Source organism: Dysgonomonas reticulitermitis (assembly GCF_054601275.1).
Genome location: NZ_BAAHWU010000025.1, coordinates 20,798 through 44,290, shown reverse-complemented (window position 1 = coordinate 44,290; position 23,493 = coordinate 20,798). Strand labels below are relative to the sequence as shown.

General features: G+C 39.1%; 14 protein-coding genes. 6 read left to right on the top strand and 8 right to left on the bottom strand.

The window, feature by feature from the left end:
- Nucleotides 1-115 precede the first annotated feature (115 nt).
- From ACYPZI_RS10380 to ACYPZI_RS10370, 3 genes are all read right to left on the bottom strand, one after another.
- On the bottom strand, nt 116-556 hold the full coding sequence (locus tag ACYPZI_RS10380; protein ID WP_459601282.1) for a DUF3575 domain-containing protein: 441 nt from the start codon (nt 554-556) through the stop codon (nt 116-118).
- A 1,395-nt stretch (nt 557-1,951) separates the two neighbouring features.
- The gene (locus ACYPZI_RS10375) at nt 1,952-3,253 is read right to left on the bottom strand and encodes a peroxiredoxin family protein (RefSeq protein WP_459601280.1); all 1,302 of its coding nucleotides are present in this window, start codon (nt 3,251-3,253) and stop codon (nt 1,952-1,954) included.
- Nucleotides 3,254-4,376: 1,123 nt separating this feature from the next.
- Nucleotides 4,377-4,772, bottom strand: a complete 396-nt coding sequence (locus ACYPZI_RS10370) for a hypothetical protein (RefSeq protein ID WP_459601278.1) — start codon at nt 4,770-4,772, stop codon at nt 4,377-4,379.
- 891 nt (nt 4,773-5,663) lie between these two features.
- On the opposite strand from ACYPZI_RS10370, the gene ACYPZI_RS10365 reads away from it, so the two are divergent.
- Together ACYPZI_RS10365 and ACYPZI_RS10360 are read left to right on the top strand one after the other, a co-directional pair.
- The gene (locus ACYPZI_RS10365; RefSeq protein ID WP_459601276.1) at nt 5,664-6,650 is read left to right on the top strand and encodes a hypothetical protein; all 987 of its coding nucleotides are present in this window, start codon (nt 5,664-5,666) and stop codon (nt 6,648-6,650) included.
- A 684-nt stretch (nt 6,651-7,334) separates the two neighbouring features.
- Complete coding sequence (locus tag ACYPZI_RS10360; RefSeq protein WP_459601274.1) at nt 7,335-8,252, top strand: helix-turn-helix domain-containing protein; 918 nt, start codon at nt 7,335-7,337, stop codon at nt 8,250-8,252.
- Nucleotides 8,253-8,367: 115 nt separating this feature from the next.
- Here ACYPZI_RS10360 and ACYPZI_RS10355 read toward each other — a convergent pair whose 3' ends face one another.
- Complete coding sequence (locus ACYPZI_RS10355; protein WP_459601272.1) at nt 8,368-10,164, bottom strand: chloride channel protein; 1,797 nt, start codon at nt 10,162-10,164, stop codon at nt 8,368-8,370.
- A gap of 126 nt (nt 10,165-10,290) precedes the next feature.
- On the opposite strand from ACYPZI_RS10355, the gene ACYPZI_RS10350 reads away from it, so the two are divergent.
- Nucleotides 10,291-10,752 carry a GNAT family N-acetyltransferase gene (locus ACYPZI_RS10350; protein ID WP_459601270.1) on the top strand — a complete coding sequence of 154 codons (462 nt, stop codon included), beginning with the start codon at nt 10,291-10,293 and terminating at the stop codon, nt 10,750-10,752.
- Nucleotides 10,753-10,985: 233 nt separating this feature from the next.
- On the opposite strand, the gene ACYPZI_RS10345 is transcribed toward ACYPZI_RS10350, so the two are convergent.
- Nucleotides 10,986-12,557 carry an OmpP1/FadL family transporter gene (locus ACYPZI_RS10345; RefSeq protein ID WP_459601268.1) on the bottom strand — a complete coding sequence of 524 codons (1,572 nt, stop codon included), beginning with the start codon at nt 12,555-12,557 and terminating at the stop codon, nt 10,986-10,988.
- 99 nt (nt 12,558-12,656) lie between these two features.
- The gene (locus ACYPZI_RS10340; RefSeq protein WP_459601266.1) at nt 12,657-14,093 is read right to left on the bottom strand and encodes a hypothetical protein; all 1,437 of its coding nucleotides are present in this window, start codon (nt 14,091-14,093) and stop codon (nt 12,657-12,659) included.
- 528 nt (nt 14,094-14,621) lie between these two features.
- Here ACYPZI_RS10340 and ACYPZI_RS10335 point away from each other — a divergent pair.
- Both ACYPZI_RS10335 and ACYPZI_RS10330 read left to right on the top strand, forming a co-directional pair.
- A complete protein-coding gene (locus ACYPZI_RS10335) occupies nt 14,622-15,557 on the top strand; it encodes a GLPGLI family protein (protein WP_459601264.1) in 936 nt (311 codons plus the stop codon).
- A 4-nt stretch (nt 15,558-15,561) separates the two neighbouring features.
- The gene (locus ACYPZI_RS10330) at nt 15,562-18,198 is read left to right on the top strand and encodes a carboxypeptidase-like regulatory domain-containing protein (protein WP_459601262.1); all 2,637 of its coding nucleotides are present in this window, start codon (nt 15,562-15,564) and stop codon (nt 18,196-18,198) included.
- A gap of 56 nt (nt 18,199-18,254) precedes the next feature.
- On the opposite strand, the gene ACYPZI_RS10325 is transcribed toward ACYPZI_RS10330, so the two are convergent.
- Nucleotides 18,255-19,421 (bottom strand): esterase, encoded by a 1,167-nt coding sequence (locus ACYPZI_RS10325; protein ID WP_459601260.1) that lies wholly within the window; start codon nt 19,419-19,421, stop codon nt 18,255-18,257.
- Nucleotides 19,422-19,664: 243 nt separating this feature from the next.
- Here ACYPZI_RS10325 and ACYPZI_RS10320 point away from each other — a divergent pair, with 243 nt between their 5' ends.
- Nucleotides 19,665-22,322, top strand: a complete 2,658-nt coding sequence (locus ACYPZI_RS10320; RefSeq protein ID WP_459601258.1) for a TonB-dependent receptor plug domain-containing protein — start codon at nt 19,665-19,667, stop codon at nt 22,320-22,322.
- Between the two features lie 109 nt (nt 22,323-22,431).
- Here ACYPZI_RS10320 and ACYPZI_RS10315 read toward each other — a convergent pair whose 3' ends face one another.
- Nucleotides 22,432-23,022 (bottom strand): RNA polymerase sigma factor, encoded by a 591-nt coding sequence (locus tag ACYPZI_RS10315; RefSeq protein ID WP_459601256.1) that lies wholly within the window; start codon nt 23,020-23,022, stop codon nt 22,432-22,434.
- Between the last annotated feature and the right edge of the window lie 471 nt (nt 23,023-23,493).

Sequence of the window (23,493 nt, the reverse complement as noted above, 5' to 3'; positions counted from 1 at the left end):
ATATGATACCAATAAGACCCAATCGTTCTAATATGCGAAATAAATTCAGATATAAAAAGAGAGTACGACCAAAGGTCTCTAAAAATCAAAGAGATGCTATATGAAAATCCTTAACTTAATGACATTGCCGGTACCCGACAGAGAGGCCTGCCCCGGCAAGCCAGCCCTGATAACGGTAATCGTCTATAATCTTTGCTGTATTGAACAGTGCCCCATGAATATGCAAGCCACCGAAGAAGCCCCTGAACGATTCTTTCGTCCAGTAGCGTAATTCGGGCTGGAAAAGCAGCAGCTTCAGCTTTTTACCGCCCGTAAAAGTCCAGGGATTGTAGGTCAGGGGAAGGTCCAGGGTTAGCTTCCTGTTTAGCCGGAACTCGCCGGCAAGGTTCAGGCTGCCGGTAGCGTCGTACAGCAGGTTCGTCTTAAGGACGGCCGACGGTACACGGACGGTATCCGGTATGTCTTGTGCCTGTACAGTACCAGCGGCCAGAATACAAAGCAGGATACGCAGCGCCGCCGTGAATCCTTTGTTCTTATAATTTCCTTTGTTCTGCATATATCCGTTATTTATTTACCAGTGCAATTTCTTTTTCTTTACGCGGACATTCCGGCATTGACACGAGATGGTTACGCATAGTCAATTATTTTTTCAATATTAGCAGTAGTTTTTATTTAAAAACGTTACCTCTGTTAACACGGTTTATAACTGCCGGGCTAATGCAGGCTCCCAATGATAGAGCATATGGGATTATGAACACAAACAGAGAGCCTATCAGCCCACAACTACATGAACAAGTAATAATAACGTTTTTAATTGTCATATTGTTTATTTAACGTATGTAAATCGGTACAAAATTAGGCGTTAACATTCTATAAATCGGTACCCATTTTTACCCATTTATTGACCATTTTAGTATTCTACAGGATTTTTTATTTTTTCTTTCAGGACAGCTTCTTTCAACAAATTATACATTTTAACCTGTCTTACCCGATTTTTTACTATTCCGTTTTCTTGCCGGATTCGATATAACAATAGAGCAGCCAAGCTCCTCTCAGACTTATGGTAACCCTATTGGAGACAAAACACTTATCTGTCCTCACACAACAAACTCTACAAACTATAGACACTATCGGCTTGTATAGTCCTGTAACTTTTAATTTATCTTTCGCTAACATTTCATTGCCTTTTTTACCTGATAATTTTGCTATTGTCTGATGAAAAGGCAGCCGGTGACAACGTTAAGACAAAAGACCTTATAGCGTCTTTCGCAAGGGACCGTAAGGACATAAAAGACAAGTTGTATAAACATCAAGTTGTTGCCACCTGCTACGTCTCCTCATTCAGGGAAAGCCTGAATAATTCGCTTCTAGCGGAGCTGCCAAACACAAACTACATATATTCATTTCTATTTATCCTATCAGTTTATGTTGCCGGTACTTCTCTCGTCCACCGGATATTCCCGTATACCCTTACTATGGTTCACTCATGTCCGTCCCGCCGTCCGTTCCCCTATGGGTTGGTTTTGAATATCAAACCGCATCCCTGTTAGGGCCAGACAGCCTGGCGGGCATAGAGAGAAAAATGCGCGTTCTGTTGTTAATGTTCAGGTAAGGAAAGTCTGTCTACTTTTGTTAAACGTTCCATTTATTGTCTATCACCTCCTGAATAACCTTTGAATAAACATAATCTGCCGCATCGCATATTTGTCCCATCCTGATCTGACACTTAGCGAGTGCCGGATGATATTTTACGCCGGTTACGGATACAAAAGTAAACGGTTATTTTCTAATAATCGTTACCCATTTATGTTCCATTTTATACCTTGGTGTTTTTTTTTACATATTTCAGAGCAATCCATGAACGCAATAATATAGAGAACTGCCACCAACAATAGTATGACGGCTACGGCCAACTTGACAGTACAACTCGCGGGACACGGATCTAAGCCTGCTAATTCAATATTCCCGTGTCTGCCAGCTTTGCGTACCGTCCCTGCAATACACCATTTTCATCTATTACATAGAAGGTAGGCGTGCCGATAACCCCGTAGTCGATAAAATCTTTTCCTGTAAAACCCTGAAAATCACAATATTTATCTTTCCACGGGAAAGTCCCGGATGTATTCATAAAAACAGCTTTGTCCTTGTCTGCCGCCACAGATACCACTTCATAGCCTTTCTCCCGCAAGAGCGGATAGTTGCCTTTCAGTTGCTGTATCTCATTCTCGCAGGCATTACAGCCCGATTCGTAGAACACCAGCAAGGTTTTGCTTTCGGGTAGTTTGCCCTGCGACAGAGCCGGAGCCTTACTTCCTTTCCTTATCTTCAGCAGCGTATAAAGCGAAGCGACTTTTCCTTTAGGTTCTTTTATACGGTTGTCATTCAGCAGGAAGAAGGCGAATTCTAATTCCTGATCGTGCCAGCCTTTCTTTTCACAAAACACGATTACCTTTTCGCACAGGGCCGCGTAGACTTCATCCGAAGAAGCGCGGTTTACCAGGCGGATCATACCGGGTATGAATGCCGGGCGGTTTTCTTCTTTGTAGCTATACCAATCCATAAGCTGCTCCAGCACTCCCGCCCAATGCCCGGAAGTGTAAAGCGCCTCCAGGTCTAATTTGTCCAGTACAAAATCTTTCAGCAACCCGACTATTTCTTCATGGCCGGGAGCCAGGACAGGAGGCAGCCCCCTGGTAACATCCACGATCTGTGCGAAGCGTGCCGCATAGAGAGGATTAGCTGCCGTCTCTTCCTGTAGGAGCTTATAAGCCTGCTCCTGCTTCAGTAGCTCTGTGTTAAAGATGGGAAGTAATTCGCCGTTGTCTTTGTATGCCGCTGCCGCCATACGCATGGCGTCTATCCTGCCGAGTATATCCTGCTGGCGATGGTAACGGTTGTTCAGGTAAACATTCTCCTGTGTACCGGTGTAGACAATCGTTTTTTCCGATGGCTGGGCTTCAGGACAGGAGACCGAGAAATTCTCGCCGCCCGCGAAGATCATATCCAAGCCGCCGCCACCTGTAAGCTGCCACTGCGTCATGCCGCGGAAACCGCTCATCCTGTCCGGCAAAACGAGCTTTGCCCTGCCTTGCCCGTCGAGCGTCCCGATAGCTATCGTATCTTTTCCCTCACCGCGGAATGCCCCGAAGCGGTATTGCTGCCCTGCAAAGTGCGGGAAGTTGAGTTCTACGCTCTGGCTGTAGGCACCGGCTATTATGAATGTTGTAAAAAGCAGTAAGAATATTCGTTTCATTTTTTTTATGTTTTATTCATTGATATTGCAATACATGGTTGTCCACGGAAAACAGTAGACAGTAGTAAGTAGTAAGTACCCATAACTTAAAACTCATAACTCATAACTTTTTAACTCCTACCTTTTAACTAAAAAGTAACAAACTTCTACAGTAAACAGTAGTTAGTAGTTAGTAGTTAGTAGTCAGTAGTCAGTAGTCAGTAGTCAGTCGACCTTTTCGTCATTGCGAATTCGAAGAATCGGCGGAGCCAACAGGAGTGAAGCAATCCAGAGTATTGATTATTAATGGATTGCTTCGGGTAAACCCTCGCAATGACGTGCGACAGTCAGCAGTCAACAACTTGTACCTCGTACCTCGTCTACTCGTATCTTTTTAACTAAAATGTAACAAACTCCACACTCAGTAGTCAACAGTTATCAGTAAGCAAGGTCTTTTCGTCATTGCGAACGAAGTGAAGCAATCCAGAGTATTGATTATTAATGGATTGCTTCGGGTAAACCCTCGCAATGACGTGCGACAGTCAGCAGTCAACAACTTGTACCTCGTACCTCGTCTACTCGTAACTTTTTAACTAAAAAGTAACAAACTTCTACACTCAATTAGCCATTAGCTTATAGCCTTTGCCACTTCGCGCCATTGTTGACTGTTGGCTGATAACTGTTGACTGTTATTGTCGCTTCGCGCCATTTGCTAATTTGCTAATTCGCTAATTTTCAAATTGTCTATTATAGATAAAACTAATGCCGGACAATGTTTCATTCTTCTTCACTTTTTTGTTGCCCTGATGTATTTTCCCGTTTCCCTTATTTATATTTATTCAGGTAATCGTTTATCATACGTCGCTTGCTATGCGTACCCAAAATGGTATTCCAGCATCGCATGTACACCCGTTTGAAGAATATACCGAGTCTTTTTATGTATTTCATCGGCGTTTATATTCAATAGATTTATATATATCCATTTATAATTAATGGTTTCCTTTAAATTTACCTGTTACAATCCCTTCTCGTATGTATGATCTGCTTAGTCAGACATGCTGCCCCGACATAAGCTGTGAGCAGCAGTATAATAATCGTAAGTTTCACTTTGATTTTCATCTGATAATTATATATATGTAGTCCGTTATTTAAGTTCATAGCTTACTTTCTGCCATTTGTCCCCGTCCCACACATACATGCCTTTAGGAAGGGAACTGTCCCCGCCCCCGGTATGGAAGACCAAAAGGCCGGCAAGGCTTTGGCTCTGTTTGTCATAATTGCCGGACTCCTTATCGGCGTATGGGAACAGGTCATCGCTACTTCTTAGCTGTACCCACGAAAGGATGATGCCCCCCGGAAAGGAGCTCACCATGGGCTTGTCAGGTACGGTAGGCTTTATTATTGGGGCTGCTTCAGGCCGGTTCTCTGCGGAGGCGGGGATGGATTTGTTGCCAATTCCTTTATCGTCCTCGGCATACAGGATGGCGCAGAACTGGATAGCCAGAAGCGTAATTAAAGTTTTTATATAAATCTGTTTCATTCTTCTTTAAATTTTTATATTATTAGACTTTCTTTCTTTACTATTTTAGCCGGAATCAAACTTGCATAACGCATATGTTGAATACCTATTGTATATAAAGGCTTGTTGTAAAAACAAGGGAGACGGCGCACCGCGGCTTTCACAAGCGGCAGCACGGCGGATACAATTGCAAGGCAATGAATAAAGCAATTTGCGACGTAAACGCCTCCCCGCAGGATAAAATTATCCCAACTGTTTATTATTGAATCTGATAACAGGCGCGTAAAACGCCGCAAGGACAATAATATCCTACGACGGAAAACGAACGCCAGCCACCGCCTTAACCGTTCCTGTTTCCTGAGAATCAACGATATGCACATTTTTTTCTGTTTGTTTTGCACAAAGGATTTAACCGGGATTTTCAAAATTTTATTCTCGTCACTTTATTCCGACACTTGCTAGGTGTTGGAATTTGCTTGCTGTATATATATGATTACAAAGTTAGTTGTTAATACCTTATAAATGATTACCCATTTTTACCCATTTATATCCCATTTTGTATTCTGTCGTATATTTTTTTGAACATCCATTCCAATTAACAGATTAATATAGTTTCATAATTCGCATATATTGAAAACAAGAAAGATATGTATGAGTATAAAAAGTTATCCAAAAGATATATATTTGCGATATGAAATTTCACTTACCTTTAAAAAAGCGAAATAGCCTTAATAGAATTTAATTTTAAACTTTTCTGCAATTAATAATTAAATGTTATTAGTTTATCTTTACATATATAAAGGTGATAAAAAACAGAGGTGATTATCGCCACCTGTGTTTCGGGAATTGTTTTAAATAAAACAACCTTTTGTCATTAAATGTTTATTGTATATAATGTTATAATTTTTAACCATGGTAAAAAAGCATATAGACCATACAACTATAAACAGTTGTTTAATAAATGAATTATTAGAACGCTTTCCTCAAAACAAATTATCAGATAAGATTGCGGAGATTCTCGGTTATACCCGGGATGCGGTCTACAGGCGAATACGAGGGGAAGTGCCGTTCACTTTTAACGAAGCAATGCAAATTGCCCAGAAAACAGGGATATCCCTGGATAAAATAGTCCATCCGGAAAGTGAAAATAATGTCATATTTTCGCTTAATTATAAGGAATACTCCGACAACTTTATCAATACTTACCATAAACAACTGGAAACTTCCATTACCCACTTTAAGCATGAGGATACATTCGTGAACTCATCTATGAAGCTGGCATATAATATCGTTCCCGCTTCTTTTTATTTGAAATACAACACGCTGGCAAAATTCGTCATATTTAAATGGATGTACCAGGCTGACGCGAATTTTTCTTTTGATTCCTTGTCGAAGCTGATACTGCCGGAGGAGACACATTCACTTATGATGAGAAGATTATATATGTTACATTCGGTTGATAATAACGAGTACATTTTAGACAGGCATATATTCCAGTCGTTTGTTGATGATATTAAATATTTCGTCCGTGTCGGACTTATTACAAGTGAGGAATTGCGTGATTTGAAAAACGAATTGTACTCGATGCTCAGCCAGATTGAAACAATAACCACAACAGGCATGTTCCCTACCGGCAAGCGGGTTAAGATTTATATTTCGGAAATTGATTTTAATTTTTGCTACTCTCTTTTTAAATCGGACTTATTCGAATACAGCCGGGTACGTTTATACGACCTGGACTTTTTGTATACCCATGATTCGTCAATTCACCGAATGCATAGTTTCTGGATAAGCACTCTTAAGAAATATTCAATACTGATTACACAAAGCGGAGAAATATTCCGGGCAAAATATTTTAAACAACAAAGGAAAATAGTCGATGCTTTAAGCGAAGAATAGTAAAAGCATATATAGATTGCGGGACGGAAACGTTCCTAAAATATATCAGGTATTTGGACCGATGATAAACATATAATATCGGATGCCCAAACCCGAACTGTATATTCGATATAAGCAAACAATAAAAAGAACATATTCTTAAAATGCAAATATTGAAGATTGTATTTTAGAAAACACTGCTTTATGAACTATATATTTAATTTTTTTGCGAAATAATACTAAATAAATATTAGATAAGCTAATACAAAACATGCTCATCGGGCAATTTACAAAATTAGCAATTCCAATAGTGAATATTATATATATAATCAATAAGTTTTATGCGAAAATTGAACTTTTTTTGTAAAAAGTAAACATTCAGTGTGATAGCAGTGTTAAATAAAAAAGATGGCTTATAATTACAGTTTAGTGGAGATATATACCGTGTATATATAACCGGAATATTTCAGGCATCGGGTAAGTGACGGGGTGCATTTAAACTAATTTTGTTGAACTACTTAACTAAATAAAATAAAGATAAAGGTGGGTCTTTGATATAAATTGTTAAAAAAAACGGAAATCTCCACCGGAAGAAGAACAGGATGTGGGATATTTTTTAATTTGTTTATAACCAATGTTTTACTATATCATAAATCAGGCTTACACACGAACAATTTAATTAAACAGACTCAAAACCAACCAAATATGGAATCATTACACGTTAATGGACACATAGCCGACCAGACATGCTTGAACTATGTCAAGGAAGCCAGGTCGTCCATTGAAATCAAAGAAATCAGTACCGGCAGCTACTATGAACAACAGGCCCAGCAGAGTACGATCATCTTCCTGCTCGAGGGGAAGATCACCTATTCCTTCGGGATATACAACAACTACCGGATGCGCTGCGGACAGATACTCTACCTACCTGTAGGCTACAACTTCAACTACAAGGCTGAATCCGGATCCCTGCTCTTGTTCATACGCCCTTACTGCAAGTTGCACTTCTGCGACTGCTACAGGCTGGAGAGCTTGGTACTCCGGAGCCCGGAAGCGCATGACCCCTCGAATACGCGGAAGGATTCCCCCTATCTGCTGAAAATGAAGGAAACCCTAAGGGGTTATACGGATATGCTGGTCTACTGTATACGCAAAGGACTCTGTTGCGAATATTACAATGAACTGAAAATAAAGGAATTGTTATACCTTCTCGGAGAGTCTTACACAAAAGAGGAACTCAGGATGTTCTTCTGCGAAGCCTTTAGCAGCGACTCTGACTTTTCCCAATACATCGTGGACAATTACCACAATTACCGCACCCTTACCGAAATGGCTGCTGCCATGAATATGTCCCTCTCGGGCATAGAGAAACGTTTCAAGAAGGTATTTGATATATCCGGATACAAGTGGATGAATGAGCACAGGGCAAAAAAGATATACCATGCCCTTTGTTTCGGCAACCATAACCTGAAAGAATTAAGTTCCGAATTCGGTTTTGCATCCGTATCCACATTCAACCGCTTCTGCAAGCAGCGCCTGGGCCATACGCCGGGTGAGATACGGCGCAACAGGAAGGGGAACGAAATAGGTAAAGAAAGCGTAAAAATGAATAATTGTATCTAAGGCAAATTAGAAGAAATAATACCTAACTTTGTAATTGTTTATATGCGTTAAATAAACAGATTCCGCCACTTAGTAAGTATCTCTTTACTTCAGGCTTCCGGGTTGCGATCATCTGTTATTCATCTACAAAATTTTCGGCAAGTACCTCTCTGTATACATCCAGAATATTCGATTTGGATATGAAGCCCAGGTATGTATCTTTTTCGTCTACAACAGGCAGATTCCATGCTTTGGTATCATCAAAGCTCCTCATTATCGATTCCATAGTCATACCTACCTTTATAATAGCAGGCGGTGACGTCATTACACGCGATACTTTGAAGCGACTATATAGTTCCGGGCGAAACATAATGTTCCGTATATTGTCTATCAGCACAATTCCCAGAAAACGGTCCTGATTATCAACTACGGGGAATATATTTCGTGGGGAACGTGATATAACTTTTACAAGATCTCCTAATGTCATATCCGGACGTATTTTCTGGAAATTGAACTCAATGAGCTTTTCTATGTCCATCAGTGTAAGTACAGCCTTATCTTTTTGGTGTGTAATGAGTTCTCCCTTTTTGGCCAGGCGCATAGAATATATGCTATGGGGTTCGAATAATTTTATCACCACGAAGGAGCATACCGAAACGATCATCAGAGGTAGCAATAGTTCATAGCCTCCGGTCAATTCAGCTATCAGGAATGTTCCCGTAAGCGGAGCATGCATCACCCCGGCCATCACCCCTGCCATACCCATTAGCGCAAAATTTTCTTCAGGTAAAAATGGAAGGTATTCACTTAGCTGGGAATGGTTTATAACAAAGGAGAAAATGAAACCGGCTATACAGCCCAGGAAGAGAGAAGGCGCGAATATCCCTCCTGTTCCGCCGGCGCCATTGGTCGAACTGGAAGCAAATACTTTCATAACTAAGATACCACCTAAGAATAATATGATTGTCCAGCGATAGTCTTTGAATTGAAAGAACATGCTGTTGTCAAGCAATGCATTGTAGTCTTTCGTTCCGTTGATCAGAGCATTTATTGTGTCGTAACCTTCTCCGTAAAGAGGCGGAAGAAGAAATATAAGGATGCTTAATACACTCGCCCCCAAAGCAAACTTTTTCCAATAAGAGAGTTTCCGGAAGATATTTTCGATCCAGTTCATAGCCCGTGTAAAATATAAGGACACCACACCGCAGAAAATACCAAGAAGGATTACAAATGGTATGCGTTCGAACAAAAACGCATCTGTATGGGCATAGCTAAACATCGCCGTTGTACCCATTGTCAGATATGATAATGTGGCTGCCGTAACGGAAGTAACGAGTAATGGGAGTACAGTGAATGTCGTCAGATCGAGCATCAGTACTTCTACCACAAATACAAGTCCGGCAATAGGAGCTTTAAATATTCCCGCAATGGCTCCGGCTGCACCGCATCCTATCAGAAGCATCAGGTATTTTTGTTCCACTTTAAAGAACCGTCCCAAATTGGAGCCTATGGCTGAACCTGTTAGTACGATCGGCGCTTCTGCTCCGACTGATCCACCAAAGCCAATAGTTATAGAGCTGGCAATAATAGAAGTATATACATTATGCAATTTGATAAAGCTCTTTTTCTGCGATATTGCATATAGTATTTTGGTAACACCATGCCCGATATCATCTTTTACAATATATTTTACGAATAGTCCGGCTATAAGAATACCCGCAACAGGATATACAAGGTATATATAGTTTGCTCCGTGAGTAAGGAAGTTGGAAGTCAGTATATGTTGAATAAAATGTATAAGGGTTTTTAATATGAGCGCGGCTAAGGCTGTAAATATTCCAATGAGGAAACTAACACATAGTACAACCTGCTTTTCCTTTAAGTTTCGAGTTTTCCAAACCAAGAAATTATTATAGAGTTTTTCTGATGACATAAGACATATTTTGAACCTCCAAAATTATAAAAAAAAGCTGTCATTTAGAATAAAAATGCAAAACTATATTTTATAGCATAGTCTTTGTTCTAAAAGTATTATTTTCGCAGGAATAAAAATATTTTAATGGGTAATATTGTTATCAGGAAGGCTTCTCGTGAAGATTGCTCGCGATTAATGGCATTAGTAAAAGGATTGGCTGAGTATGAAAAAGCCCCTGAAGAAGTGACCGTTTCTCTTTCTCATTTTGAGGAAAGCGGATTTGGCGATAATCCTGTATGGTGGGCATTTGTAGCGGAGATAGACGGATGGGTTTGCGGATTTTCTTTATATTATATCAGATATAGCACGTGGAAAGGGCGGAGGATATATCTGGAGGATATATATGTAGAGCCGGAAATGCGAGGAAAAGGAATCGGCGCAATGCTTTTTGATGCTGTCATGCAGGAGGGCAAAAGCGGAGATTTCAGTGGAATGATGTGGCAGGCATTGGATTGGAATCAGCCGGCTCTTGATTTTTACAGTAAATATGGTACACGCTTTGACGAAGAATGGGTTAATTGCTCTATAGAGTTCAAGGATGTTTGATTTAAATATGGATAAAATAAGTAGGGAGGTGTCTCAAAAGCGAGATGCCTTCTTTTTTTGTCAGCAGTGTCGATTCCTCTTATATTTGAGATGATATGATGATTAGTTCTTTTGTTATTCATAATTACACAGGTAAGACTAATACAAAACAACTTTTTGACGTAATATCCAAATACATTTGAGGCTGTTCCATACTTTTGGGACAGCCTCTTCTTTATTCATATATTTTGTTTCTAGAATTTATATCCTACAGTTAATAAACCCTGGAAGTTATTTGTTTTAAAGATTGTTTTATCTGAAAAATCAAATGAATAGAAATCATCTTTCTGGCTCTTCATCACAAAAGCAATGTCTGTATAAAACTGAGGAGTAATCTTGTAACCCAAACCATAAGTAATATAATGGGCATCACCATCGAATGCATATTGAGTAACAGCACGTGCATCTGTAATAATATAATCGTCACCTGTCTTTACCTCTGGTTTTACAGGGCTCTGCATCCATGCATAACCAACACGTCCTGAGAACTTATCAGTGAAACGATATTCTGCACCTACACGCACAGTAGAAGCGGCACGGAAAAATTTCTTTATAAACAGATTGGGATCTGCATTAAAATTGCGTCCGTCCCTGTCGTACAATTTCATATTTCCATAATTAGTCAATTCATAATCGGCACTGATAATGGCCTTGCTTCCGATAACGCCAGCCAAGCTGAACGTCCATTTATCCGGTGTCCGGTATTGATAATCCATCACAGCTGCATCATCACCATTATATGTACCAACTGTTCCTTTCGCATAATCAGGCGCTATATTTGCAATACCTTTTAAGCCTGTCAAATCATGAGTCAAATCTGTAAAGAAACGATCCGTCATATCGTACCAAGTAGGAGAATGATAGGCCACTCCGATACGCAGTTCTTGTACAGGTTTTACAATAACTCCGGCCTTAACCTGCCATCCTGTACCATCGGTGCGGAAGCTATTTTCCATGTCGTAGCCCATATCGGAACCTCCATCTCCAAAGTTTTCTGTATAGATAGAATACAAACGATAGTTAATATCTGTCATAGATAATGTCAACCCCACACTGAGTACATCCGAAAAAGTAGTTCCCACATTAAAATCATAAGAGCTCACCGAGCCTTTTTCTCTCGCAAACAAATTATTCTCAACATATAAGTCTTTTATAGCAGACTCATACGCACCCGATGATGTTTCATTAATCAAATATGAATTATATCCAAGAACTGTCAACCAGTCCTGATTGTTCCATACATCCCACATCGGAGCACCGGTTAATCCATCCAAAGATACAGAGGAAGATGGCGCTGTAGAGATGTCTGCCATGTGATCAGTCAATAATCTGCTCAGCCCACCTGCACCTGTTTGATATTTACGGTCGAAACTTTTCAATCTATTATATGAGAAACCGACATTCAAAGTTGGAGCGACATCACTGTTCAGAGGGAATGTAGTAACAAAAGCAAGGTTATCAAAGCTTACACTGAATTTATTTTGATCAATTTTGCCACTATTCAATAGTTCCGTTTGAGTACCCGAATTTTGAAAGTTCAAAGTTGTAACAATTTCCGAGTTACGATATACACCTATACCTGCCGGATTAATAGCTATGCCGGATATATCTCCACCCAGCGCTCCAAAGGCTCCTCCCATAGAAACAGAACGCGCAGTACCTGTCAAATCATTCTTAGAATATCTATAAGCGTCCATTGCATTCTGAGCTTTTACAACTCCTAATGAAAATAAAGCTGCGATTAAGAATAATGTTATCTTCTTCATAATTATTTATTTTATTTATACCTTTTACCAAAAAGCTGTTTCAACGTCAATTATTCTTTTGAAACAGCCTTTCATACTTATGTTTGTTTTATATTAGTGTTATCTACCTCGACCACTGCCGCCTCTACTGCTGCCACCGCCACTTGAAGACGAAGAACGGGAAGATGAACTGCTTGAGGAAGAGCCGCTGCTATATGAGCTTGAACTCGATGATCGAGAACTTGAACTATAACTCGGGCTCGAACTTGAGGAACTTGACGAACTTGAACTGTTATAACTTGGGCGTGAACTGCTACTTGAGCTAGAGCTATTGTAGCTCGGACGAGAACTCGAAGATGAGCTACCAGAGTTATAACTAGGACGAGAACTAGTATTTGAACTACTAGAGTTTGAATTATAGCTCGGACGTGTAGATGGCCTTGTAGTTACGTTACCAGATGAACCGCGACCACTGCTACTGCTATTGGTTGAGCTATTGTAGCTCGGACGGGTTGTCGGCCTTGTAGTTACGTTACCAGATGAACCGCGACCACTGCTACTGCTATTGGTTGAGCTATTGTAGCTCGGACGGGTAGATGGCCTTGTTGATACGCCAGATGATGAACCTCTTCCGGTAGTTGAGTTATTATAGCTTGGGCGTGTAGACGGTCTTGTTGATACGCTTGAACTACCACGACCACCAGCATTATAGCCCGGACGAGTATTTACACTCGAACCACGACCTCCAGCATTATAACTAGGACGGGTACCTACACTTGAACCGCGACTTACACCTGCATATCCACGGTTAGATCCGTAATATCCTGTACGAGGACGCCCTGTATAGTTGTATTGATTACGACGGTATCCGTAATGGTCATTACTATGTCCGCCGTACCAGCCGCCACCGTACCAGCCACCTGCATACCAGCCGCCGTACCATGGGCTGTTCCAACCGGAGCCCCAGCCCCAACTGCTGTAATACCAAGGTCTATTCCAACCCCAGCCCCAACTGCCATAATACCAAGGATCATAATATCCCCATGCATAAGATGGTGAATACCAAGGATCATACCATGGGTAATAACTGTTCCAACCGAAGCCAAAACGAGAACGGGCACCATAATAGTTACTGTAACTATCATCTAACACGTAGACATTTATTTCACCATCGCTGGATATCTTCACGCTATTTTCCGGATTATGGAATTTGACTATCCGGTCAGTATACTGATAGTCTTGATATTCCTCTTCAGTATATATTGTATCATCTTCGGCATACTGATTATCGTATACGTCTACATTTCCTCTGCGGTTATAAGCATCCACGTCTACAGTAACATCGCCAACAGTTTCCAAAGTCACATCTCCGTTATCTTTCACTAAAAGTACTTGAGTAGGTTTAGTTTGCTTCTGGGAAGTCACTTTTTTTACCTCTGTCTTCTTCTTCTCTTTCGATTTTGAAGGAGCGTAGACGTCATCCCATTCTTCTTGTGCAAAAACAAAGAATGGTATTACCGACACTAGAATCAACAGTAATAAATTTTTAGTCTTCATAATCTGCTCTCCTATATTTATTTATTTTTAATTAAAGTATTTAACTAGTCTTACATAAAGTTCAATTACTCATTAGACTATTCAATATCTTAAAGGTTTAATCAATCTGCTAATAATTATATTTATATCAAGATTAACAAATATACGAACTTAATTTCTTAAGTAATTTATTCTTTATATAAAAGATGCATACAAGCACTACTTTGTTGCGCTCATTATGTTAAAAAACACAAACAATAAATCAAAATACTATTTCCGTCAAAATGTCTATTTTTTTAGACAAAATATTTTGAAGTCTATTTTTTTAGACTACATTTGTATATATCAAAATATCATTCATTAGATATTATATAGAATAAAGATTTATGGATTTCATAAACAAACAATTAACCACAGAGTTTACGGAGTTATGGTTCACGGTGTAACTCCGTGATATTTAACTCGGTGCAACTCTGTGTTTAAAAAATCAACTATGTATAAACACCTGTAAATAAATAGAATAATCTTTTATTAAATATAAACTCTATTATGAAAAAAACAATTCTACTTTCAGTCTTATTTATAACCGCATCATCAGGTTTTGCCCAAGTAGTTATAACGGGTACAGGTACAACCAATGGAGGCCAAACCACGGCATCGAACATAACTGTGACGAAAAAAAGTAAAAAAGACATCAAAATCAACACGTTGGATGCAGCTACGATCAGATGTTATTACAAATTCACACAACCACTTATAATAGATAAAGAAGAGTTGCAGGCGACAGATACCATGACTTTGGATATAGGATCTAAGGTGTCTTTGTATTATGATGGCACACGCATAAAAAGAGACTCTATCTTTGGAAAAATGATGACCAATAGTATGAATCCGAGTAATATAAAAAGTCTATCCGTACTAAAAGATCAAGATGCTTCGATATTAGATGGAAAAGGCGGAACAACTTTTGAATCCACATCGCGGGGAGAAACGGCCCAATTATACAAAAACAGACAAGATAAGGAAGTTATTATAACCGATAGGGGTGATGGCACGCAAAGGTATAAATGCACGGAAAAAAACACCTCGCAACAATGGAATATTATCTCCGATACACTAACTGTGCTGGGTTATCTATGCCAAAAAGCCACCGGTTCTTTCAGAGGGCGCAACTATGAAGCATGGTTTACTCCCGAAATACCGGTCAATGACGGCCCTTGGAAACTATACGGCTTACCCGGCTTAATACTCAAAGCATCAGACACAGATAATATTTTTTCTTTCGAGATTATAGGTTTGGAGCAACTTCAACCACCTGTGAATATCGACATGGCCGAAGAGGAATACATCAATTGTAGCCGGAAAGACCTGGCGAAAGTTAAGGCTAAACAGAGCGGAGGTATGGCCATCAACATTAACGGGGGAAATGTAACTCTGGTAAGCAAAAGAAACCTGAACGAATACCTTCAATTAGAAACGGAATAACCCTATGGGAAAATACATATTGATAATATGTATCATGGTTTGCACTCTTGCTCATTCGCAAACCGTGATAAGAGGAACCATATATAATGCCGATACAAAAGAACCGGTCGACATTGCTAACATATCCGTTTCGGAACCCGGTAAAGCAATTATGCTGAATTATGCGATGACTGACGGCAAAGGCAGGTATGAAATAAAATATACAGGAAACAAAGACAGCATTGTAGTAACAGTATCAGGACTTAATTTGAAGAAACAATTTTGCACAGTAAGTAATCGTAGTCAAACGATTGACTTTTATATAGAAAGTGAGGCGATAACATTGAACGAGGTAAGAATAAAACCACCCAAGATAAGGCAAACAGGAGACACATTGAATTACCTCGTCGAAAGTTTTACCGACAGGAATGACAGAACCATTGGCGACGTTTTAAAAAAGATGCCGGGCATACAAGTACAGGAAAACGGCGCTATATTATATCAGGACAAGCCTATAAACAAATTCTACATAGAAGATATGGATTTGTTGCAAGGAAAGTATGGTATAGCCACGAACAACATAGATGCCGGCAAAGTGGCAACAGTACAGGTTCTCGAAAACCACCAGCCTATAAAAGCGCTGAACGGCAAAGAAGTATCGGAGCATGCAGCTCTAAACCTGAAACTAAAAGATTCGGCGAAAGGTATTTTCACGGCTAACGCACAAGCCGGAACAGGAGCCTCCCCCCTCTTGCTAAGTAACGAAGTCGTAGGCATGTTATTTGCAAAGAACAGGCAGGATATAATCATGTACAAAGGAGACAATACAGGGAGGGATATATCGAGGGAAATAAATTCTTTTTATTCTAACGAAGCGAATGACATGAATAGCAACAAAATGTTGAGTATCCCCAGCCCTACCCCTCCGGCAATCAGTCAACAGCGTCATTTGTTCAATGATGCACACTTGGGTTCGATAAATGATCTGCGAAAATTAAACAAAGACTATACCCTCACTACAAATATTAATTATTTGTATGACAGACCGGAAAAAAACAGTTATTCGTATTCGGAATATTACCTGCCGGGCGATAGTATATTGGCCGTAGGCGAAACAATGCAATCCGGACTGTATAAGAACAGATTAGGAACAGATATCCAATTGAATGCCAATACCGAAAAATTCTATTTCAACAATCTGCTAAAATTGGAAGGAGAATGGGACAGGGAACGTGGAGACGCATTCACTGACGATAGCATAAGACAGCATTTACGTAATCCGGTATTTGGCATAAGCAATACGATGGATTGGACAAAAGTGAAGGAGAATGGCACAGTGAAAGTTAATTCGTTTTTCGGATATAGGGATATATCTCAAACTCTCAGTGTTTATCCCTTATTATACGGCGATCTGTTTAATCTCAGTTCACCCGATGGAAACATGAAACAACGAATGGATCTAAGCAATTTTTCCACGCGCAATGCTGTTTCGTGGGGTAAAAGCGGAGATATAAGCCAAGATTATAGAGTAGAAATCAGAAGTGACATGCAGCATTTAAAGACCGGACTACAAGCTGAAACAAATAATCAGGTTATAGCACCCGATTCGTTACAAAACAACTTGAATTGGAATAAATATGAATGGGTATTTTCACCTACATACAGGTATAGCCCGACATCCAAGATAAATATAAGCCTGACTGTTCCGGCAAGATATATTTTACTGCACCGGAATGATCAAATATCCGGCAATACTAAAAATTCCAATTATTTATACGTAACTCCATCTGTATTCATCAATTATAAAATTTCACCGTTCTGGTCTACTTACGCAAACTATAACTACAACAATAGTATCGGAGGGATTCGCGAAGCATATACCGGATATATTATGACCTCGTATCGTAATCTCCTGAGAAATGACGACATTTTAAGTAAGGGGCGCAGCCATTCCGCAATGGGGCACCTGATGTATAAGAATCCGCTGACTACCCTTTTCGGAAATATATTTGCTTCATACCGGAATACGCGGTCTAATCTACTCAACGACTATACGTATCAGGGAATACTCAGGATAAAATCGTCAATTGAACATCCGAATACAAGTGAAAATTTCGATCTCAGCATGAGAATAGGGAAAGATATAGATGCACTAGCTTCTTCATTCTCTGTTGGAAGCAGATACGCCTATTCAAGTTCATCGCAACTTAGCCAGGGTACCATTTCCGATTATCAATATCAATACATCTCAGTATCCCCCAATTTCACAACCCGGTTTAAAGGTTTTGCGAACATCAATTACACCCTCAATATAGCATGGAGCAAAAGTAAAATAGAATCGAACAAAGAAGATTTGCCCAATATACGCACTCTATCGCAAAAAATAAATGTGAACCTATTTCCAATAAAAAAACTTACAGCGACTGTTTCTTGTGAAAATTTTTACAACAATGCCATACAATCAGGAAGCCGTTCCATGTGGTTTGGTGACGTTTCTGTCAAATATAAACTGAAAGAGATAGAATTATCTCTCGACTATACCAATATATTCAATACAAAAAAATACGTATCTACCTCCTATAGCGATATAGGAAGATACTACTATTCATACAACCTACGACCAGCCGAAATACTCTTCAAAATTCGGTTTAAACTAAAATGAGAATGTGTCAAAAGGCCTTCTGACACACCCTCATTCTTTTATCATAATGGTTTATCTTACCTGAACAGCAATGGCAAGAGCTGAGACAGGTAAACCCGCCAATTGCTCCATGTATGGCCACCTTCGGTTTCTACATAGGTATACTTCGCTCCAAGCTTATCCAACTTTGCCCTGTATTCTTCTACTGCTTTATACAAGAAGTCTGTTTTACCGATACCTATCCAGTACAACCGGTATCCATTTCTTATTTGTCCGGCCAATGTTCCGTCAATATCTTCATATACTTTAGAGTTCACTCCTTGCGAAGGCAGAATTGCCGGAGAAAACAAACCTATATAATCGAACATATTCGGATAACAACGCGATATGTGCAAAGAATGGTATCCACCCATCGACAATCCCGCAATAGCCCTGCCCGACCTGTCGGTAATTACCCGGTAGTTACTTTCCACAAAGCTTATTACCTCCGGAAATGTCTCTTCCATTTTCCCATCCATTGTATGAGGAAGCTGGAACGCAGGCTTATACAACCCTAAGGAAGATTCGCCCGGAGCTGCTTCCTGAACGACATTACCGTTCGTCATCACCACTATCATAGGCTTAGCTTTACCCTGTGCAATAAGATTATCCAAAATTTGGGACGTACGCCCTAAAGCCATCCAAGCTTCTTCATCGCCACCCATACCATGCAATAGATATAGCACAGGATAGCTTTCCTTACTTGTTTCATAACCCGGAGGAGTATATATAGTAATACGCCGCGACATATTATTCCCGGAAGAGTCGTACCAACGGCGTGTAACAGACCCATGAGGTACTTTTTGCACTTTATACAAATCTCCGTTTCCATTACCGGTAATAAATATATTCGATACAGTTGCCACATCCCTGTTCAGGTATACATTGTTCGGGTCTCTTACTTCAACACCATCTACAAAAAACATGTAGCTATACAAGTCTGAAGGGAGAGTTTCAGTAGTATATACCCATAAACCGTTACCATCGCTCACCATATCCACAGTAGGGGTAGTCCAGTCTTTACGGGGAATCCAATCGCCGGTCAATTTCACTTCTTTAGCATTTGTGGCTTGCAAGCGAAAGGTTACTGTATTGTCTGCATGTACTTCGGGAGAAACAATCTCCGAACCTTTTCCCAATGCTTGCTGACTATACGCTTGTGCTACTAATAGCAAACAAGCTACAAAAAGTATTAGTTTTTTCATTATTTTCAATTTAATTTATTATTTGCAGTAATATCGGTTATAACTTGTTTATCATCCGGAATCGACACACAGTATATATTACAAAGCTAAAAAAATTATTGATTACTTATTCCATAGTGAATAAACTTGTTAAACTAACTGCAAAAAAAACTATTTTGAATTATTCATTATTATTTAGAAACATGTTATATTTATAGTCCTAAATAATATTGTTAACTTCAAATTGAGAAACATATGTATACGATGCTTATTCGAAAAGCAGTTGTTACAGGGCTTTTATTCTTTTCTATATCAGGAGTGAATGCGCAAATCAATCCTCTCGAAGCCAAAGATAGTATTGTAGACCGTTTCTTAAATCAGGCTATACTATATCCACAAGAAAAAATACATTTGCAGATCGACAGGCCCCATTACGTATCGGATGAACGCCTCTGGTTCAAGGCTTTTCTGGTAAATGCGATGCTACATACTCCGGATCGGTCGAGCAGATATGTATATGTGGAACTTATAGATCCTTTGCAAAAGGTTAAATCCCGGGTAATGATAAAAGCCGAAGAAGGTTTGTTTCAGGGGCATATAGACTTACTCGAAGATTTAGTAGAGGGAAATTACATTCTTCGTGCTTACACTTCATATATGAAAAATCTGGACGAAGGTTATTGGCCTCATGTTCCGGTATACATAAGTGCTCCCCAATCAGCGGTTATGAGTATAGTCCCACAATTTGAATACCCTGCCGGCAACAAAGTTTCACTAAGCCTTTCCATTAATAATATTGAAAACAATACAGACTTTTCACCTACGGTATTATCTGTCACATATGACGGCAAAACTTTAATTCCGAAAAAGAAAGACGGGATGCCTTATTACACATTCGCCAGAAAGAAGGGAGAGGATATATTACTTGTAGAATGTGATAAATATAAAAAATATATTACAATTCCAAACCCTCATGAGGATTATGAAGTAACTTTTTTCCCCGAAGGAGGCAACACCATATCGGAGGCTATAAACTGTGTGGCATTTAAATCATTGTATGGGAACGGCAAACCGGCAGATATTACAGGATATGTAACAAACGAAAAAGGAGACAGTATCACAAACTTTACAACGTACCATGATGGTATGGGGTATTTTTTTATGAAACCTGAAAAAGAAATCAAATATTATACAATATCAAAAAATGAAGCCGGAATTGAGAAAAAAACCGAGCTACCTGTAGCACAAAATACAGCAGGACTGAGAATCACTAACATAAAAAATGAATTTCATCTGTCAATTTCAAAATCACCGGATATAAATACAGATTCATTATATATAGTCATGCATACACGAGGTATTCCGTATTACGTACAAAAATGGAATATTGAAAATGAAGAAATTAGTTTTCAAAAAGAGAAATTCCTCTCGGGTATATTACATATATTACTTATAAATTCCAGAGGACAAACGTTGAGTGAAAGGCTCATTTTTTGTAATAATGAAGACCAAGCTGTCCTTAATAAAAAAATAACGTCTGAAATTAAAACCAGGGATCGTGTTTCCGTTGACTTACAAGTATCGGATCAACAAGAAAACCCGCTGGAAGCTGACTTATCGGTTTCGGTGACAGACGATAAAGATGTGGATGCTTCTAAAAACAATTCTATATCGTCCTCTCTTTTATTGACTTCCGATATCAGAGGGTATATACCTAATCCGGATTACTATCTTGAAAAAAATAATCCAAAAGCATCGAAAGCATTGGATATGCTTATGCTTACCCATGGATGGCGCAGATATAATATCCCCGAAGTTATACAACACACATACGCCAAACCCCATATTCCGGTGGAAGTGGGACAAGAAATATCCGGCCAGGCATTAGGCGGCCTCTTTAAAGCCAAACCTGCCAAAGATGCTCAAGTCAGTATCTTCTCAAAGCAAACAGGCTTTTTTGATGTGACAACAACAGACGATGAAGGACGGTTTCATTTCCGGGATTTCGAATTTCCCGACAGTACTGCTTATTTTATACAGGCCGTCAGCAAAAAAGGATCATCCGGGGTAGAATTAATTTTAGAGAAAGATACAATTCCTCCTATAGGAACAGCAATCTATATTGCGGAAGGCATCAATAATAAAACAAAGACTGATAATGCGAATGATATGGATGACTATGCATATATCAGTAAAGTAAATAAGAAATACACTTACGAAAATGGGATGAGGCTGATTTACTTAGATCCGATAGAGATTAAAGCTAAAAAAGCAGTTGTGGAAAAATCATTCTATAGCCGTTGGTCCAATAATATTTTCTCCGAAGAGTTCATCCGTGAAAGCGGAGTCGCTACAATATCTGAGGTTATGCAATATATCTCAGGATTTATTGTGGAAAACGGAAATATATATGGTAGAATATCTTTTCTTGGAGGCAGAGAACTAGTCAAAGTGTTTATTGATGGAATGCATGTTACGTTATTTGAAGGACAGACAATTGATGACTTAATACCTATTCAAGACATTCAGGAAATAGCCGTTTTCAAAACCTTAGGCAGTTCCCTTATGTTAGGTGCATTAGGAGGAGGGCCGGCTATTGTGATTACAACAAAAAAAGGGGATAATATGAAAAGCGATATTCCCATAAACAGAGAGCAAATACAACCGTTAGGCTATCAGAAACCTGCCGAATTTTATGCTCCCCGATACGATACTGAAGAGAAGAGAAACAGCCCGAATCCTGATCTGCGAACAACTGTCTATTGGAATCCGTCCCTGCGGTCAAAAGAAGACGGTAAAGTTATTTTCGATTTTTACACGGCAGATTACCCGGGTCAATATACTATGATAATTGAAGGTATATCTAAGGATGGCAAAATCATACGATCAGTTGAGAAGTTAAATATATTAAATCCAAAATAGGCTAAAGTAAGCAACTATAAATCTCATAACACAAAACAGGCAATGCCAACCAAAGCACTGCCTGTCTCTTCTTAAACGGCCTAAACTAACTTAACTAAACTACTTTTCATTACATTGTAAGCACAATGTCGTACTCTTCGGCCATGCGGCGTATATTGAGTATCGCATAACGCATCCGCCCCAGGGCTGTGTTGATGCTGACACCTGTTTGCTCTGCTATTTCTTTAAAGCTCAAATCCTGGTAATAGCGCATTTCAAGCACTTCGCGCTGGCTATCGGGAAGAAATGATATAAGCTTATGAATATCGGATGTGATCTGCAATCTGACTATTTCATCTTCAACAGTCCCATCACATAACGACGGATTATTGAGCAAGTCCACCGGAGCCTCATCATTCGATACTGTATTCTCATTCTTTTTCTGACGAAAGTGATCAATAATCAGATTATGAGCTATACGCGATATCCACGCGCGAAACTTTCCTGTTTCCGTATACCGCCCTTGCTTGATGGTGACAATAGCCTTAATAAATGTTTCCTGAAAAATATCTTCTGTCAGCTCCCTGTTACGCACAGCGAAATAAATATAACTATAGACAACTTGTTTGTGTCTATCCAACAGAATATCAAATGCAAGATTGTTGCCATTAGAATAATCAGAAACCAACTGCTCGTCGGTCAGCGATAATAATTCTTCCATTCTCTTATATTTTAAATAAAAAGAGTAATGTTTATTCTATAGGCTGTTTTTTTTAGAGGTTATTAATAGAAAATTATGTGATAATGCAAATAAAAAACAAATTTATGAATTAGGCAACAGGATAAGATTATTTAACAAAAGTTCTAATGCTAATGTCAATCAGCATCCAGATGAAATGAATTTCGTGGAGTTGCCCTGAATAAATAATTTAATATCCTTTTTTAGAAGAATAACATTAGATATTATATAGAATAAAGATTTATGGATTTCATAAACAAACAATTAACCACAGAGTTTACGGAGTTATGGTTCACGGTGTATCACGGTGTAACTCCGTGATATTTAACTCGGTGCAACTCTGTGGTTAAAAAATCAACTATGTATAAATACCTGTAAATAAATAGAATAATCTTTTATTAAATATAAACTCTATTATATTTGTAAGCCAAAAACTCCAAAAACTAACATATA

What these genes read in the sequence shown, in the direction of transcription:
- ACYPZI_RS10380 (WP_459601282.1), bottom strand. Translation starts at nt 556, where the DNA reads ATGCAGAACAAAGGAAATTATAAGAACAAAGGATTCACGGCGGCGCTG.
- ACYPZI_RS10375 (WP_459601280.1), bottom strand. Translation starts at nt 3,253, where the DNA reads ATGAAACGAATATTCTTACTGCTTTTTACAACATTCATAATAGCCGGT.
- ACYPZI_RS10370 (WP_459601278.1), bottom strand. Translation starts at nt 4,772, where the DNA reads ATGAAACAGATTTATATAAAAACTTTAATTACGCTTCTGGCTATCCAG.
- ACYPZI_RS10365 (WP_459601276.1), top strand. Translation starts at nt 5,664, where the DNA reads ATGGTAAAAAAGCATATAGACCATACAACTATAAACAGTTGTTTAATA.
- ACYPZI_RS10360 (WP_459601274.1), top strand. Translation starts at nt 7,335, where the DNA reads ATGGAATCATTACACGTTAATGGACACATAGCCGACCAGACATGCTTG.
- ACYPZI_RS10355 (WP_459601272.1), bottom strand. Translation starts at nt 10,164, where the DNA reads ATGTCATCAGAAAAACTCTATAATAATTTCTTGGTTTGGAAAACTCGA.
- ACYPZI_RS10350 (WP_459601270.1), top strand. Translation starts at nt 10,291, where the DNA reads ATGGGTAATATTGTTATCAGGAAGGCTTCTCGTGAAGATTGCTCGCGA.
- ACYPZI_RS10345 (WP_459601268.1), bottom strand. Translation starts at nt 12,557, where the DNA reads ATGAAGAAGATAACATTATTCTTAATCGCAGCTTTATTTTCATTAGGA.
- ACYPZI_RS10340 (WP_459601266.1), bottom strand. Translation starts at nt 14,093, where the DNA reads ATGAAGACTAAAAATTTATTACTGTTGATTCTAGTGTCGGTAATACCA.
- ACYPZI_RS10335 (WP_459601264.1), top strand. Translation starts at nt 14,622, where the DNA reads ATGAAAAAAACAATTCTACTTTCAGTCTTATTTATAACCGCATCATCA.
- ACYPZI_RS10330 (WP_459601262.1), top strand. Translation starts at nt 15,562, where the DNA reads ATGGGAAAATACATATTGATAATATGTATCATGGTTTGCACTCTTGCT.
- ACYPZI_RS10325 (WP_459601260.1), bottom strand. Translation starts at nt 19,421, where the DNA reads ATGAAAAAACTAATACTTTTTGTAGCTTGTTTGCTATTAGTAGCACAA.
- ACYPZI_RS10320 (WP_459601258.1), top strand. Translation starts at nt 19,665, where the DNA reads ATGCTTATTCGAAAAGCAGTTGTTACAGGGCTTTTATTCTTTTCTATA.
- ACYPZI_RS10315 (WP_459601256.1), bottom strand. Translation starts at nt 23,022, where the DNA reads ATGGAAGAATTATTATCGCTGACCGACGAGCAGTTGGTTTCTGATTAT.